11 protein-coding genes are annotated in these 14324 nt (G+C 56.4%); 4 read left to right on the top strand and 7 right to left on the bottom strand.

What is annotated here, in order from left to right:
* Window positions 1-62: 62 nt before the first annotated feature.
* The 4 genes from rpoD to CPH65_RS24095 all read right to left on the bottom strand — a co-directional run bounded on the left by rpoD (window position 63) and on the right by CPH65_RS24095 (window position 5692).
* Entirely contained in the window at window positions 63-2141 is a 2079-nt protein-coding gene (gene rpoD, locus CPH65_RS08905; RefSeq protein WP_096173155.1) for an RNA polymerase sigma factor RpoD, read from the bottom strand.
* 484 nt (window positions 2142-2625) lie between these two features.
* Window positions 2626-4632, bottom strand: coding sequence for a DNA primase (dnaG, locus tag CPH65_RS08900; RefSeq protein ID WP_096173154.1), 2007 nt, complete (start codon window positions 4630-4632; stop codon window positions 2626-2628).
* A 200-nt stretch (window positions 4633-4832) separates the two neighbouring features.
* Window positions 4833-5282, bottom strand: a complete 450-nt coding sequence (locus CPH65_RS08895) for a GatB/YqeY domain-containing protein (RefSeq protein ID WP_096173153.1) — start codon at window positions 5280-5282, stop codon at window positions 4833-4835.
* Window positions 5255-5692 carry a hypothetical protein gene (locus tag CPH65_RS24095; RefSeq protein WP_096173152.1) on the bottom strand — a complete coding sequence of 146 codons (438 nt, stop codon included), beginning with the start codon at window positions 5690-5692 and terminating at the stop codon, window positions 5255-5257. Before CPH65_RS24095 ends, CPH65_RS08895 begins: the two co-directional genes overlap by 28 nt.
* A 93-nt stretch (window positions 5693-5785) precedes the next feature.
* On the opposite strand from CPH65_RS24095, the gene carA reads away from it, so the two are divergent.
* Entirely contained in the window at window positions 5786-7006 is a 1221-nt protein-coding gene (carA, locus tag CPH65_RS08885; RefSeq protein WP_096173151.1) for a glutamine-hydrolyzing carbamoyl-phosphate synthase small subunit, read from the top strand.
* A gap of 232 nt (window positions 7007-7238) precedes the next feature.
* On the opposite strand, the gene CPH65_RS08880 is transcribed toward carA, so the two are convergent.
* Window positions 7239-7511 carry a Rho termination factor N-terminal domain-containing protein gene (locus CPH65_RS08880; RefSeq protein WP_096173150.1) on the bottom strand — a complete coding sequence of 91 codons (273 nt, stop codon included), beginning with the start codon at window positions 7509-7511 and terminating at the stop codon, window positions 7239-7241.
* A gap of 73 nt (window positions 7512-7584) precedes the next feature.
* Window positions 7585-8496, bottom strand: a complete 912-nt coding sequence (locus tag CPH65_RS08875; protein ID WP_096173149.1) for a neutral zinc metallopeptidase — start codon at window positions 8494-8496, stop codon at window positions 7585-7587.
* 578 nt (window positions 8497-9074) lie between these two features.
* Between CPH65_RS08875 and CPH65_RS08870 the strand changes: the two genes are divergently transcribed.
* The 3 genes from CPH65_RS08870 to greA all read left to right on the top strand — a co-directional run bounded on the left by CPH65_RS08870 (window position 9075) and on the right by greA (window position 13638).
* Complete coding sequence (locus CPH65_RS08870; RefSeq protein WP_244574577.1) at window positions 9075-9353, top strand: DNA-binding transcriptional regulator; 279 nt, start codon at window positions 9075-9077, stop codon at window positions 9351-9353.
* A gap of 353 nt (window positions 9354-9706) precedes the next feature.
* Complete coding sequence (gene carB / locus CPH65_RS08865) at window positions 9707-13018, top strand: carbamoyl-phosphate synthase large subunit (protein ID WP_096173147.1); 3312 nt, start codon at window positions 9707-9709, stop codon at window positions 13016-13018.
* Between the two features lie 146 nt (window positions 13019-13164).
* The gene (gene greA / locus CPH65_RS08860; RefSeq protein WP_096173146.1) at window positions 13165-13638 is read left to right on the top strand and encodes a transcription elongation factor GreA; all 474 of its coding nucleotides are present in this window, start codon (window positions 13165-13167) and stop codon (window positions 13636-13638) included.
* A 124-nt stretch (window positions 13639-13762) separates the two neighbouring features.
* On the opposite strand, the gene CPH65_RS08855 is transcribed toward greA, so the two are convergent.
* A complete protein-coding gene (locus CPH65_RS08855) occupies window positions 13763-14239 on the bottom strand; it encodes an Lrp/AsnC family transcriptional regulator (RefSeq protein ID WP_096173145.1) in 477 nt (158 codons plus the stop codon).
* Between the last annotated feature and the right edge of the window lie 85 nt (window positions 14240-14324).

Here is a 14324-nt window from a genome sequence, read left to right as displayed (position 1 = left end):
CGCGCCGCCCAATAAAAAACCCGGCGCGATGGCCGGGTTTTTGATAGGTCTTGTTGTCTCGCCTAGCTATCAAGGAAGCTGCGGAGCTTGCGGCTGCGGCTTGGGTGCTTGAGCTTGCGCAAGGCTTTGGCTTCGATCTGGCGGATACGTTCGCGGGTCACCGAGAACTGCTGACCAACCTCTTCCAAGGTGTGGTCGGTGTTCATGCCGATCCCGAAGCGCATACGAAGGACACGTTCCTCACGCGGCGTCAGCGACGCCAGAACGCGGGTCGTGGTCTCGCGCAAGTTGGCCTGAATGGCAGCATCGATGGGCAGGATCGCATTCTTGTCCTCGATGAAATCCCCAAGATGGCTGTCTTCCTCGTCCCCGATCGGTGTTTCGAGCGAGATCGGCTCCTTGGCGATCTTGAGCACCTTGCGCACCTTTTCCAGCGGCATTTGCAGCTTTTCAGACAGCTCTTCCGGGGTCGGCTCGCGGCCGATCTCATGCAGCATCTGACGGCTGGTGCGAACAATCTTGTTGATCGTCTCGATCATGTGCACCGGAATACGGATGGTGCGAGCCTGATCCGCAATCGAGCGGGTGATGGCCTGCCGGATCCACCATGTGGCATAGGTCGAGAATTTGTAACCACGGCGATATTCGAACTTGTCGACCGCCTTCATGAGGCCAATGTTGCCCTCCTGAATGAGATCGAGGAACTGCAAACCGCGGTTGGTGTATTTCTTGGCAATCGAGATCACGAGGCGAAGGTTGGCCTCGACCATTTCTTTCTTGGCCTGACGGGCTTCACGCTCGCCTTTCTGCACGGAGGAAACGATGCGGCGGAATTCGCCGATTTCAAGGCCGGTTTCCGTCGCCAGCATCTGGATGTCTTCGCGCAGCTCTTCAATCCGGTCTTCTTCGTGCTTGATGAAGTCCTTCCAGCCGCGCGAGGTCAGCGTCGCAACGCGGTTCGCCCAGCTCTGATCGAGCTCAGCGCCCTGATATTGCTTGAGGAATTCGGACCGGTTGACGCCATAGGCTTCGGCCAGACGCAACAGGCGACCTTCGCGTGCAACAAGCTGCTTGTTGATGTCATAAAGCTGGGAGACCAGCGCATCGATACGGTTCTGGTTCAGAGACAGGCTCTTCACCTCGACGATGATGTCTTCCTTGAGCTTGTGATGGCGGCGTTCCTGATTGGGCGACAGCGGCTTGTTGGCCATGCGGTTTTCGACCAGCTGATCCTGCACACGGCGCAGTTTTTTGTAGTCTTCCGCGATCTGGTCGAAAATGACGAGCACTTTCGGCTTCAGTTCAGCTTCCATCGCAGCAAGGGACATGTTGTTTTCGAGGTCGTCATCGTCCTCGTCGTCATCCTCGCCTTCAGTCTGCTCACCATCGGCAGCAGGGATGCCTTCATCGTCCGGCTTGGCCGGGGCAGCTGCAGCTTGAGCGACAGCAGGCCCCTCAGGAGCAGCAGCAGCGGCGCCATTGACTTCGGTGCTGGCAGTGGTTTCGCCTTCACCTTCGCCATCGGTCTCCTCGTCGCTGTCTTCTTCTTCCTCATTGCCCGGACCTGCATAGGTGGCCTCAAGGTCAATGATGTCGCGCAGGAGAATGTTGCCTTCCACCAGTTCGTCGCGCCAGATGATGATGGCCTGGAAAGTCAGAGGGCTTTCGCAAAGCCCGGCGATCATCGCCTCACGACCAGCTTCGATCCGCTTGGCGATAGCAATCTCGCCCTCGCGGGACAAAAGCTCGACCGAGCCCATCTCGCGCAGATACATGCGGACCGGATCATCTGTCCGGTCGGTGGGTTCCTTGGTGGTTGTCGTTTTGGCAACGGACGTGGATCCCTTGGCCTCGACAATCTCGGTGGAATTGTTTTGAGCCTCGGTGTCTTCCGCCTCTTCAGACTCGATGACATTGATCCCCATGTCGGACAACATGGACATCGTGTCCTCGATCTGTTCGGAGGAGACTTCTTCCGACGGCAAGACTTCATTCAGCTCATCATAGGTGACATATCCGCGCTTCTTGGCAGTCTTGATCATCTGCTTGACCGCAGATGCCGTCATGTCGAGAAGCGGCGCATCAGGATTTTCGCCTTCGCCGGTGGTCTTGTCGTCGTTCTGTGTTGCCTTACTTGCCATTCCTGTCTCCAAGGATGCCCCAGACGGATCATGGTCCGAGTGGTCATCCAATCTCGCGGACGCTTTTTTCATGTCTTTGCTCGCCTCGCCCGGACACAAAGACATGATCTTTCAGGATTTCTCCAATCCTTCTACCGAATGGAGCGTTAATTGCCCCTTAACCGAAACCCGCCACATGCTTCTGCTTTCCGTGCAAAAAAGCTTTCCACACACAACAAGGCCGGCCAGACCGCAAGGCCTCCAGCATCAGATCGTGTTGATTATTTAGCAGCAATCAATGGTTCCCTCGCCAGCTTGACATTTGGCGCTAGTGGCTGCCGATCAATGATATTTAGCGCAGCGATTCGATTCGGCAACCCCAACGGGCCGAAAAAGTTCGATTTATCCGAATTTTCGAATCATTTTCAGGGGGTTAAGAGCCGATTTCCGGCAATTTTGGACTGATTCGCATGCTTCGACAGGTCTTGAAGCAGGTGATTCGCCATCAGTCCGACCGGTTCTGCCCCAGTTCAGCCAGAACATCGATGAGGTTGGCCTGCACGCCAGCGGCTTTCATCTGATTGTAGAGCTCGCTCAGTTCATGTTCCTCGCGCAGGTTTTCCTCGCGGCGCCGATGCACTTCGTTGTTGAGAAACTGGATGCGGGCAAACATGTCCTCACTCACGGATCCCGACAATTGCGCCATTTCCCGATTGAGGTCCTGCTCGATTTCCCGGATTTCCAGAACATTGAGATAGGACTGGAACAATCGCTCCAGAAACAGACGAGACGGCCCGTAGGCGAGCTGATGCACCCGTTGGCGCCCCGCCAGCCGCCAGCCCCAAGGCTGCGAGATCTTGCCGGATGGATCACGCACTTCCATGCCGTGCATCTCGTCCAAAAGTCCCTTGAGATCCTGCGGACACTCGGCATAGATATCTGCATAAGTCCGCGCCTGCTTGTCAAAGATGAGATGCGACAGCACGTATTTGAAGGCTTCAAGGCTGCTTTTCTGAAAGGGAACAGCCAGAATCTGCTCGGCAAACTGCTCGAACAGATAGGGCATGTGAATGGACAGACCGATCAGACAGTTCTCATATTCTGTTGACTGCCCCTCCTCGGGCATCCGCGACACATTGCTTGAAGCCTGCAGCGCGGATGACGGCCCGGCCCCCTGCCCCGCCTTTGCGCCCCCGCCGGTAAAATAGCGATTGCGTGACTGGTCCCGCCGGTCGCGCTCCTGTTGCCAGAACAGGTTGGAGAGTGCCGACTTGAAGCTCATCTGATATTGCCGCTGGACCCGCTCATCCTTGATCAGTCGCAGCAGCTCCTCGATCCGCTGCTCAAGCGCGGCCTTGCGCTCGGGCGTATCAGCTGGCTGGGCTTCGCGTTCGCGCTCCCAGATCACATCGGACAGGGGCCGCGCCGACCTCAAAACCTCGCCAAAGGCCTCCGAGCCGCCCTGTTTGACCAGATCATCGGGATCCTGCCCGTTGGGCAGAAAGACGAACTGGAAGGAATAGCCGGCCTTCAGGCTGGGCAAGATGCGTTCGATGGCCCGATGTGCAGCCTGCCGTCCGGCCCGGTCGCCGTCAAAACAGATGTAGGGCTCATTCGAGAAACGCCACATGCGTGCAATCTGCTGCTCGGTAAAGGCTGTCCCGAGCGAGGCGACCACATGCCCGACGCCAACCTGATGCAGCGCAATGGCATCCATGTAGCCCTCGACCACGATCGCCGATCCGGCCTCGTAGGCCGCCTGCCGCGCCCGATGGGCGTTGAACAGCATCGTTCCCTTGAAAAACAGTTTCGTCTCGGGCGAGTTGAGATATTTCGGCTTGCCATCCGGATCGAGAATGCGGCCACCAAAGGCCACAACGCGGCCCTTCTCGTCCTCGATCGGAATCATCAACCGATTGCGAAAACGGTCATAGGTCGCCCGCCCGTCATCGGGCTTGATGATCAGGCCCGTGTCGAGCATGTCCTGCTCACTTACACCGCGCTCGAGAAGATAGCTCTTGAGATGATCCCGGCTGTTGACCGAATAGCCAACGCGGAAGGTCGAGAGCGTTTCGGGCCGCAAGCCTCGCTTCTGGGCATAGGCGCGCGCCTCGCGCCCATACTCCGAGTTGAACTGCAGCTGAAAATACCGCGCGGCCATTTCCATGACATCATAAAGGCTCGCCCGCTCCTTTTCCCGCCGTTGCATCTGCGGATCTGGCGCAGGTAAGGACACCCCGGCTTGGGCGGCCAACGCCTCAACCGCCTCGGGAAAGCTCAGCCCTTCCGTTTCCATCAGAAACCGAAAGATATCGCCATGTTTGCCCGATGAGAAGCAGTGATAGAACTGCTTTTGATCATTGACGAAAAAGCTCGGTGTCTTTTCCTTGTTGAAAGGCGAAAGCCCCGCATATTCGCGGCCCTGCCGACGCAGTTTCACCTTGCGTCCGACCACGTCGGACACGGCAATTCTCTCCCGGATCTGTTCCAAAAGACTTTGAGGATATTTCATCGACGCAACCGGGATCCACCCATTGACCTCACGCCTCCCGACAGACAGCAGTCTTGTTGATGGCGTTCAGGCACCATCTCGAGAGGACTGAACGGTCCAAGCTTCATGATCGTCATCATAGTATCAGATCTGGAAAAAGCACAATGGCCCCGATGTGGGGGCCACTGCTACTCAATTGGCATGCAGGATTGTCTTCGGGCTCAGCGCAGCAGGTCCTTGACGATGCAGCTTGCCTTGCCAAAATCCATCTGTCCGGGATATTGCGTCTTCAGGTGCGCCATGACCTTGCCCATGTCGCGCAAGCCGCCCGCATCGAGTTCCTCGACCGCTTTGGCACAGGTCGCATTGACTTCGGCCTCAGCCATTTGCTGAGGCAGGAATTCCATGATGATCGACCTTTCGTCCCGCTCCTGCTCGGCCATTTCAAGCCGGCCGGATTCTTCATAGGTGCGAATCGATTCATCGCGTTGTTTGACCATCTTGGCCAGAATCTGAAGCACTTCGTCGTCGGAAACCCTGTCGGCTCCCTGCGATCGTGCCTCTATATCGCGATCCTTGATGGCCGCATTCACCAGTCGCAAGGTCGCCATGCGGCGTTTATCCTGTTGCTTGATGGCTGCCGTCAGGCTTTCATTGATCTGCTCGCGCATAAAAGGCCTTTCATTGATTTCAATTCGGACTTGGACTCGCCTGCCCGGCGATGCAATGCCCAAGTACCGTGAATTGCCAGTTCCGTAGTAGATAGGATGTGGATCCGCATACCACAGATATCAGCGGTCTCAATCGTTTCTGAGGTCTCAATCTTCAAATCAAACACACAGCTCTTTATAGCGACTTGATGCGAGTGGCAAGTCAGCAATGACCCCGAGACCATCGCTGCAAATGGTCCTGACAAGAAAGGCTGGCCTTCAGTGGCGGCTCCCTTGTCGTTGGTCAATAACGTATCAAAATCGCACATCAGCTCCCATATGGGAACTATTTTTTGCTCCGCCCCCTTGCCAACATTGACCCCCGCCCGCTTTTGCCCTAGATGATCTGGTCTGAGAACAGACGCTTCCAACGATCATATCGCAAGACGTCAGTTGCCTTCAAAGCGGCAACTGGTGACGGAACGCGGCTACCGACGTACACTCTACTCAGGACGCATTTGGCTATGGCTCACTCCGCATCTAATCCGGCCTCCTCACCCGCCCCGTGGGAAGAGATCAAGCCGACCGCCCTTCTGGTGCTGGCTGACGGCACCGTCATCGAAGGTCAGGGCATTGGCACCACAGGGTCTGCGGTGGCTGAGGTCTGCTTCAACACAGCCATCACCGGTTATCAGGAAATCCTCACAGATCCGTCCTACGCCGGTCAGATTGTCACTTTCACCTTCCCCCATATCGGCAACATCGGCACCAATGACGAGGATGCCGAAACCATCGATATGGACAGCAACAGCGGTGTCCGCGGTGCTGTGGTCAAGACCGACATCACCGAGCCATCCAACTATCGCTCTTCGCGCCATTTCGACGCCTGGCTGAAAAGCCGCGGCATCATTGGCATTGCGGGCGTCGACACCCGTGCACTGACCGCCCACATCCGCGAAAAGGGCCTTGCCAACGCGGTGATTGCCCACGCGCCCGATGGCAACTTCGACATCGAGGCGCTGAAGCGCGAAGCTGCGGGCTGGAATGGCCTTGTCGGAGCCGATCTTGCCAAGGACGTCTCGACCCGCGAGACCTTTGAATGGACCCAAACCCCTTGGGTCTGGGACGAAGGCTTCGGCAATCAGACCGACCCGGCCTTTCATGTGGTGGCGATCGACTTCGGCATCAAGAGAAATATCCTGCGTCTGCTTGCCCGTCAGGGCTGCAAGCTCACGATCCTGCCCGCAACCGCGACAGGTGAAGACATTTTGGCGCTCAAGCCCGATGGGGTCTTCCTCTCCAACGGTCCGGGCGATCCGGCAGCCACAGGCGAATATGCCGTTGATGCCATCAAGGCGGTGATCGACGCAGGCGTTCCGATGTTCGGGATCTGCCTTGGCCATCAGATGCTGGCGCTGGCTCTTGGCGGCAAGACCGTGAAGATGCATCAGGGCCATCATGGCGCCAACCATCCGGTCCAGGACAAGACGACAGGCAAGGTGGAGATCACCTCCATGAACCATGGCTTTGCCGTGGATGGCGACAGCCTGCCCAAAGGGGTCAGCGAAACTCACGTCTCGCTGTTCGACGGATCCAACTGCGGCCTCAGCGTTGATGGCAAACCGATCTTCTCGGTGCAGTACCATCCCGAAGCTTCGCCCGGCCCGCAGGACAGCCACTATCTGTTCACGCGTTTTCTCAATCTTGTTCGCCAGAACAAGGGGATGGAAAAGCTGCCCGAATAGCTCAAAGACAGCTATCTCAGAACGTGAAAAAGCCATCTTCCCCGCCCAGACCCTGCCATGCTCTGCATGTCATTGATCGGGCGACGAGGAAGATGGCTTTTTCTTTGGCTGTTTTTGGAACTACGTTTTGGTGTGATTTTGTCGGCATTGTGTCGCAAGCAGACAGAACCTTTACCCAGAACCGTATCCCGCTATTCAGACCACTTGTGCCGTCATGGTCCGATAAGCTGGTCTAGTGATCGCGCAGTGCGTCGATCAGCTCATCCTTCTTCATATTGGACCGTCCGTCTATGTCGAGCTCCTTGGCGCGTTCATAAAGGTCGTCCCGGCTCCATTCCTCATAGGCAGGAGCCTTGCCCCCCTTCCGGGATGGATGCATGGTGCTGTTCGCCTGTGCATTGGCAATGCGCGCAGCCTTCTCTTTCGACGCCCCATCACGCCGCAAGGCCTTGTAGGTATCCTCATCCTTGATTGACGAACGATTGCTTTGCGCTGCGCTTGCCATGGGTGTTTCCTTTCCCTGTTTCGTTTAAAACGCAAGTAAAGGCCGATGGGTTCCCAAAAGTTTTCTCATCAGATCAGGGATTGGCCACCGAGAAGGTATCACAGGCGCTGATCTTGCCGTCCTCGAAGCCTTGGGTGAACCATTTCTTGCGCTGGGCCGACGTACCGTGATTGAAACTGTCCGGCACCACATAGCCCTGCATCCGCTTCTGCAACGCATCATCGCCGATCTGAGTGGCGGCGTTCAGCGCCTCACCAAGATCCCCATGTTCCAGAAGACCCTTCTGATTGGTGTAGTAGCCCCAGACGCCGGCATAGCAATCGGCCTGAAGCTCGACCCGAATGGACATCTGGTTGGCTTCCAGTTTGCTCATAGACCGACGCATTTCATTGAACTTGGGCAGGACCCCGGTGATGTTCTGGATATGGTGCCCGACCTCATGGGCGATCACATAGGCCTGAGCGAAATCGCCCGGCGCTTCAAAGCGTGTTTTGAGCTCATTATAGAAATCAAGGTCGATATAGACCTTTTCGTCACTCGGACAATAGAAGGGGCCGGTCGCTGCAGAGGCAGATCCGCAGGCAGACTGGACCCGCTCTGAGAACAACACCAGAGACGGCTCCGGATAGGTCTTGCCTGCCGATTGGAAAATCCGCCCCCAGACATCCTCCGTTTCGGCCAGCACGACCTTGACGAACGAGGCCATTTCCTCTTCGGCTGCGGATCTTTTCGGAGAACGTGCTTGGCTGGTCTGCGTCTGCTGCGACATGGACATATCGCCGCCCATCAGCATCGAAAGGATTGTGGTCGGGCTAACGCCCATCATCCATAGAACCCCGCCAATGACGACCAGCACGATCAGGCTCGGGGCCCCTTTACGGCGACCACCGAGCGGCAGCCGCATTCGGCGGTTCGAATAATTGCTTCGGGCCTCTCCCCGCCGATCTTCAATATTGCTGCTTTCTCTACGACCACGCCAACGCATATGTCCCCCGATTCTCCTGATGATGCTCTACACACCGGGCAGAATTCTGCCATCTCATCCCATTGTCAGCATGGAGCAGGTCGTGGTCTGAAGCAACTGAATTTGCACCCCACACCGGCACCAAGATGGCCTAGAGTGGCGGCGCGAAAAAGCACCGGACAAAAAAAGAGAAGGCCCGCGCCGTGCGAGCCTTCTGTCTTTAAGTGAGCATTTTTATTTGCTCCGGACTGAACGCCCGAAACCTATTGGATGTGCTATCCCGCCAGCTTGCGCCACAGACGCATGAAGCTTTGACGAACAATCGCATGTTTATGGACATCACACCGACGATTGACGCCCAAGGTTTCGCGGCTCAATACAAGATCAGCCAACATTGGGTTTCTCCAGTTGTTTTGGGATTTTCATTTCCCACCTAACATCACACTCAACGGCACAATAAATCTGATTGACCTCCACCCGTTCCTGGGCTTAATTGGGACCAAATCAACTGCACTTAGTGCGCTTACACACCCAATATGTGCACATTGTGCGTTTTTGTCAACGCCAAAGGCGCAATTTTTGCGCAAAAAGATTAAAACGTGTCTAAAGAACAAGATAAAGCAGACGCCGAAGCCATGCTTCCCGAGCAATTTCGGGCATGGCGTCGCAGCATGGGTCTGAAACAAAAAGACGCTGCCGACTTGCTCGGTTTGAAGAAACGCATGATCCAGTATTATGAAAAGGGCAAGCGTGAAGGTAAGTCCGTGACGATCCCGAAGTCGGTTCGTCTGGCCTGTTATGCTTTGTCAGTTGGTATCAGCGATTTTGACGGAGCCAACATCAGCAAGCTGGATTTGAGCAAAGTCGGCGACGACTGATCGCTCTCACTGCTCCTCAGTCCCGGTTTTTCATAAACCGGAGCAGGCATGCACCCAGGCTCATGCAAATAAACTATCGAAGTGAAATTGAAATTCAGATTTCAAATAAACCGGACACAACAGTCCAATTTCCTCAGCTCCAACCGGCATTGACCCGAAAACGCCCAAAGGCGAACGAAAATTTGCAGGTATGAGCCAAAAAATTTGCCTCTACCTATGGCAAAATGATCGATAGTTCGCTATAGCGATCCAAATCTCATCTGCACCCCCGACCAGCATCGGCCCTGGCCCTCGTAACAAGCCACAAAGGCGACAACCGAGGGGCCGGTGCCTTGACATGAGCGCGAGACAAGATGCCCAAGCGGAACGACATTCAATCCATCCTCATCATTGGCGCCGGCCCGATCATCATCGGTCAGGCCTGTGAATTCGACTATTCTGGCACGCAAGCGGTCAAAGCTCTTAAAGAGGAAGGGTATCGAGTCATCCTGGTCAACTCCAATCCGGCGACCATCATGACCGATCCGGAAATGGCCGATGCGACCTATATCGAGCCGATCACCCCGGAAATCGTTGCCAAGATCATCGAAAAAGAGCGCCCCGATGCGCTCCTGCCCACGATGGGCGGTCAGACAGCGCTCAACTGCGCCCTGTCCCTGCGCAAGATGGGCGTGCTGGAAAAATACAATGTCGAGATGATCGGTGCCACCGCCGAGGCCATCGACAAGGCCGAAGACCGCGAGCTGTTCCGTGAGGCCATGACCAAGATTGGCCTCGACACGCCCGTTTCGCGCCTCGCGCACAACATTCCCGAGGCCCTCGAGGCCCTCGAAGTGGTCGGCCTTCCGGCCATCATGCGACCCTCCTTCACCATGGGCGGCACCGGTGGCGGCGTAGCCTACAACCGGGAAGAATATCTCGAAATCATTGAACGCGGCCTTGATGCCTCACCAACCAAGGAAGTGCTTGTCGAAGAGAGCATCATCGGTTGGAAAGAATATGAGATGGAGGTCGTTCGCGACAAGAATGACAACTGCATCATCATCTGTTCCATCGAGAACCTCGACCCGATGGGGGTTCACACCGGCGATTCCATCACTGTCGCACCAGCCCTGACGCTGACCGACAAGGAATATCAGATCATGCGCGACGCCTCACTGGCGGTTCTACGCGAGATCGGGGTGGAAACCGGCGGCTCCAACGTTCAGTTCGCCGTCAATCCGGAAAACGGACGTCTCATTGTCATCGAGATGAACCCGCGCGTCTCCCGGTCCTCTGCCCTTGCGTCCAAGGCAACCGGATTCCCCATCGCCAAGGTCGCAGCCAAGCTGGCAGTCGGCTACACGCTGGACGAATTGGCAAATGACATCACCGGCGGCGCAACACCGGCCTCGTTCGAGCCGTCGATCGACTATGTTGTCACCAAGATCCCCCGCTTTGCCTTTGAGAAATTCCCCGGTGCCGAGCCTTCGCTCTCCACGGCCATGAAATCCGTCGGCGAAGTCATGGCCATTGGCCGCACCTTCCAGGAATCACTGCAAAAAGCCCTGCGCGGCCTTGAGACCGGCTTGACCGGCCTGAATGAAATCGAGATCGAGGGTCTTGGTCAGGGCGATGACAAGAACGCCATCCGCGCTGATCTTGCCAAAGCGACGCCGGATCGTCTGCTCAAGGTTGCTCAGGCCATGCGCCTTGGGGTCCCGCACGAGCAGATCCATGAAACCTGCAAGTTCGATCCATGGTTCCTTGAGCAGATCCAGAGCATCATCGACATGGAGCAGCGCGTGCGCGCTCATGGCCTGCCCACCGACGCGATCAATCTGCGCAAGCTCAAAAGCATGGGCTTTTCCGATGTGCGTCTGGCGGAGCTGGCCGGAACCACGGCCGCGAAGGTCCTGAAGCTGCGCCACGAGATGGATGTGCGCCCTGTCTATAAACGCATCGACACATGCGCTGCCGAATTCGCTTCGCCAACCGCCTACATGTATTCGACATACGAGCCACCCTTCAACGGGGTTTCCGTTTGCGAAGCCAACCCTTCGGATCGCAAGAAGGTCGCCATTCTGGGCGGTGGACCGAACCGTATCGGTCAGGGCATCGAGTTTGATTATTGCTGCTGTCACGCCTGCTTCGCCATGGACGAAGCAGGGTTCGAGACCATCATGATCAACTGCAACCCCGAAACCGTTTCCACCGACTATGACACCTCCGACCGGCTCTATTTCGAACCACTGACCGAAGAGGATGTCATCGAAGTCCTGCGCAAGGAGCAGGAGAACGGCACCCTCGAAGGCGTGATTGTGCAGTTTGGCGGCCAGACCCCGCTGAAGCTGGCACAGGCCCTGCAAGATGCGGACATTCAGATCCTTGGCACGTCCCCGGACGCCATCGATCTGGCCGAGGACCGCGACCGCTTCCAGAAGCTTCTGCACAAGCTCGACCTGATGCAGCCGCGCAACGGCATCGCCTACTCCATCGAACAGGCTCGCATCGTCGCAGACCAGATCGGCTTCCCCGTGGTCGTGCGCCCGTCCTACGTCTTGGGCGGCAGGGCGATGGAGATTGTCCGCACGCCGGACGCGTTCGAGAAATACATTCAGAAGACCCTGGCCGAACTCGTACCGCCGGACATCCGCCTCAAGTATCCAAACGACAAGACCGGTCAGATCAACGCCGTTCTGGCTCAGAATGCTCTGCTGTTCGACAGCTACCTGTCCGGGGCCATCGAAGTCGACGTGGATTGCCTGTGCGATGGCGAGGACGTGGTCGTCTGCGGCATCATGGAGCATATCGAGGAAGCTGGCATCCATTCAGGCGACTCCGCCTGCTCCCTGCCGCCATACTCCCTGTCCGAAGAGATTCAGGAAGAACTGGCTCGCCAGACCCGCGAAATGGCTCTTGCCCTTAACGTTGGCGGTCTGATGAACGTCCAGTTCGCGGTCAAGGATGGCGATATCTATGTCATCGAGGTCAACCCTCGGGCCTCGCGGACGGTACCTTTCGTTGCCAAGGCGATCGGCAAGCCCGTTGCCAAACTGGCATCCCGCGTGATGACTGGCGAAAAGCTGGCCGCGCTCGATCTGAAGCTCGAAAAGCTCGATCACATCGCAATCAAGGAAGCGGTCTTCCCGTTTGCCCGTTTCCCCGGTGTCGACACGCTTCTTGGTCCGGAAATGCGTTCAACCGGTGAAGTCATGGGGCTCGACACGGATTTCGCGATCGCCTTTGCCAAATCGCAGCTTGGCGGTGGCACCAAAGTGCCAAGCGAAGGAACGGCCTTCATTTCCGTCAAGAACGATGACAAGCCACGGATTCTTTCGGCAGTCCGGCGCCTGAAAAACGCAGGCTTCAGGATCATCGCAACAGGCGGCACCCAGCGCTATCTCTCAGAGAACGGTATCGAGTGCGAGAAGATCAACAAGATGCTCGAAGGTCGCCCACACATCGTTGACGCCCTCAAAAACGGCAAAGTGCATCTCGTCTTCAACACCACCGAAGGTGTAAAAGCACTTTCCGACAGTAGGGATTTGCGCAGAGCAGCACTTTTGCATAGAGTACCCTACTACACGACCGTTGCCGGTGCCTTGGCAGCGGCCCAGGGAATCGAAGCTTATAGAACAGGGAATATTGAAGTCCGGCCATTGCAGGACTATTTCTCCCACTAAGAGGGACGTGGCGCCCGATTAGCGCAACTTGAGCTCTAAATGCTGGAAAAATCGATGGCGTTCCGAAGGTGAGGAGCTTTCGGAGCGCTTAACTTTTGTATTCATTCGGGGCTTGGCCCCACCGATCAGGAGGCTTTCCGACGGCTATGGAAAAAATCCCAATGACGCCTGCAGGATATCAGGCTCTGGAAAAAGAATTGAAAACACGCAGCGGCGAAGAACGCCCGCGTATCATCGCGGCCATTTCCGAAGCACGCGCACACGGCGACCTTTCGGAAAACGCGGAATACCACGCAGCCAAGGAACAGCAGAGCCACAACGAAGGCCGCATCGCCGAGCTGGAAGACAAGCTCAGCCGCGCCGAAGTGATCGACGTTTCTAAAATGAGCGGCGACAAGGTGAAATTCGGCGCAACCGTCACACTGGTTGACGAAGACACCGAAGAGGAAAAGACCTACCAGATTGTTGGCGACATGGAAGCCGATCTGGCAAATGGCAAGATTTCCCTGTCCTCCCCGATCGCGCGTGCGTTGATCGGCAAAGAGGTAGAAGACTCGGTTGAAGTGACAGCTCCCGGTGGGTCAAAGTCCTACGAGATCCTCGCGGTCAAATATATCTGACCGGGCCTCGAAACCGGGATTCAAAAAAAGCGCGTTGGCAACCAACGCGCTTTTTCACTATATCGGCTTGAATGGATACGAGCGGTCACACCGCTCCGATCCATTTTTCGCAGCAAAAGGCAAGTCAATCCCCCAGATCAATGGGCACGGTCGGCTCGTTCTTGCTCTGGCGAATGGTCAGCGAGGTGCGCACGCTATCCACATTGGGCGCGGCGGTCAGCTCGTTGATGACGAAGGACTGAAAGGCCTGAAGATCCGGCGCGACACACTGCAGGACGAAATCGATATCGCCTGAAAGCATATAGCACTCGCGCACTTGCGACCAAGAGCGAACCCGCTCTTCAAAGGCGACGAGATCGGCCTCGGCCTGACTGTGCAAACCAACCATCGCAATGGCGGTCACGTCGAAACCAACCTGCTTTTCGTCCACAATCGCTCGATAGCCTTTTATGATGCCGGCTTCTTCGAGGGCACGAACCCGACGCAAGCATGGCGGCGCGGAAATACCCACACGGCGGGCCAGTTCTACGTTTGTGATGCGACCATCATCCTGCAGTTCTTTCAGGATTTTCCAGTCAATGGGATCTAATCTTGCTTTCAAGACAATAGCTCTCTACTTGGGGTGAGCTTATAAGGGGCAGAACGCCCGCCAACACTGAACAACACAATGTCCGCGCTCCGGCATA

It is taken from the genome of Cohaesibacter sp. ES.047 (assembly GCF_900215505.1).
GTDB lineage: Bacteria > Pseudomonadota > Alphaproteobacteria > Rhizobiales > Cohaesibacteraceae > Cohaesibacter.
This window is presented reverse-complemented; position numbering and strand designations above follow the sequence as displayed.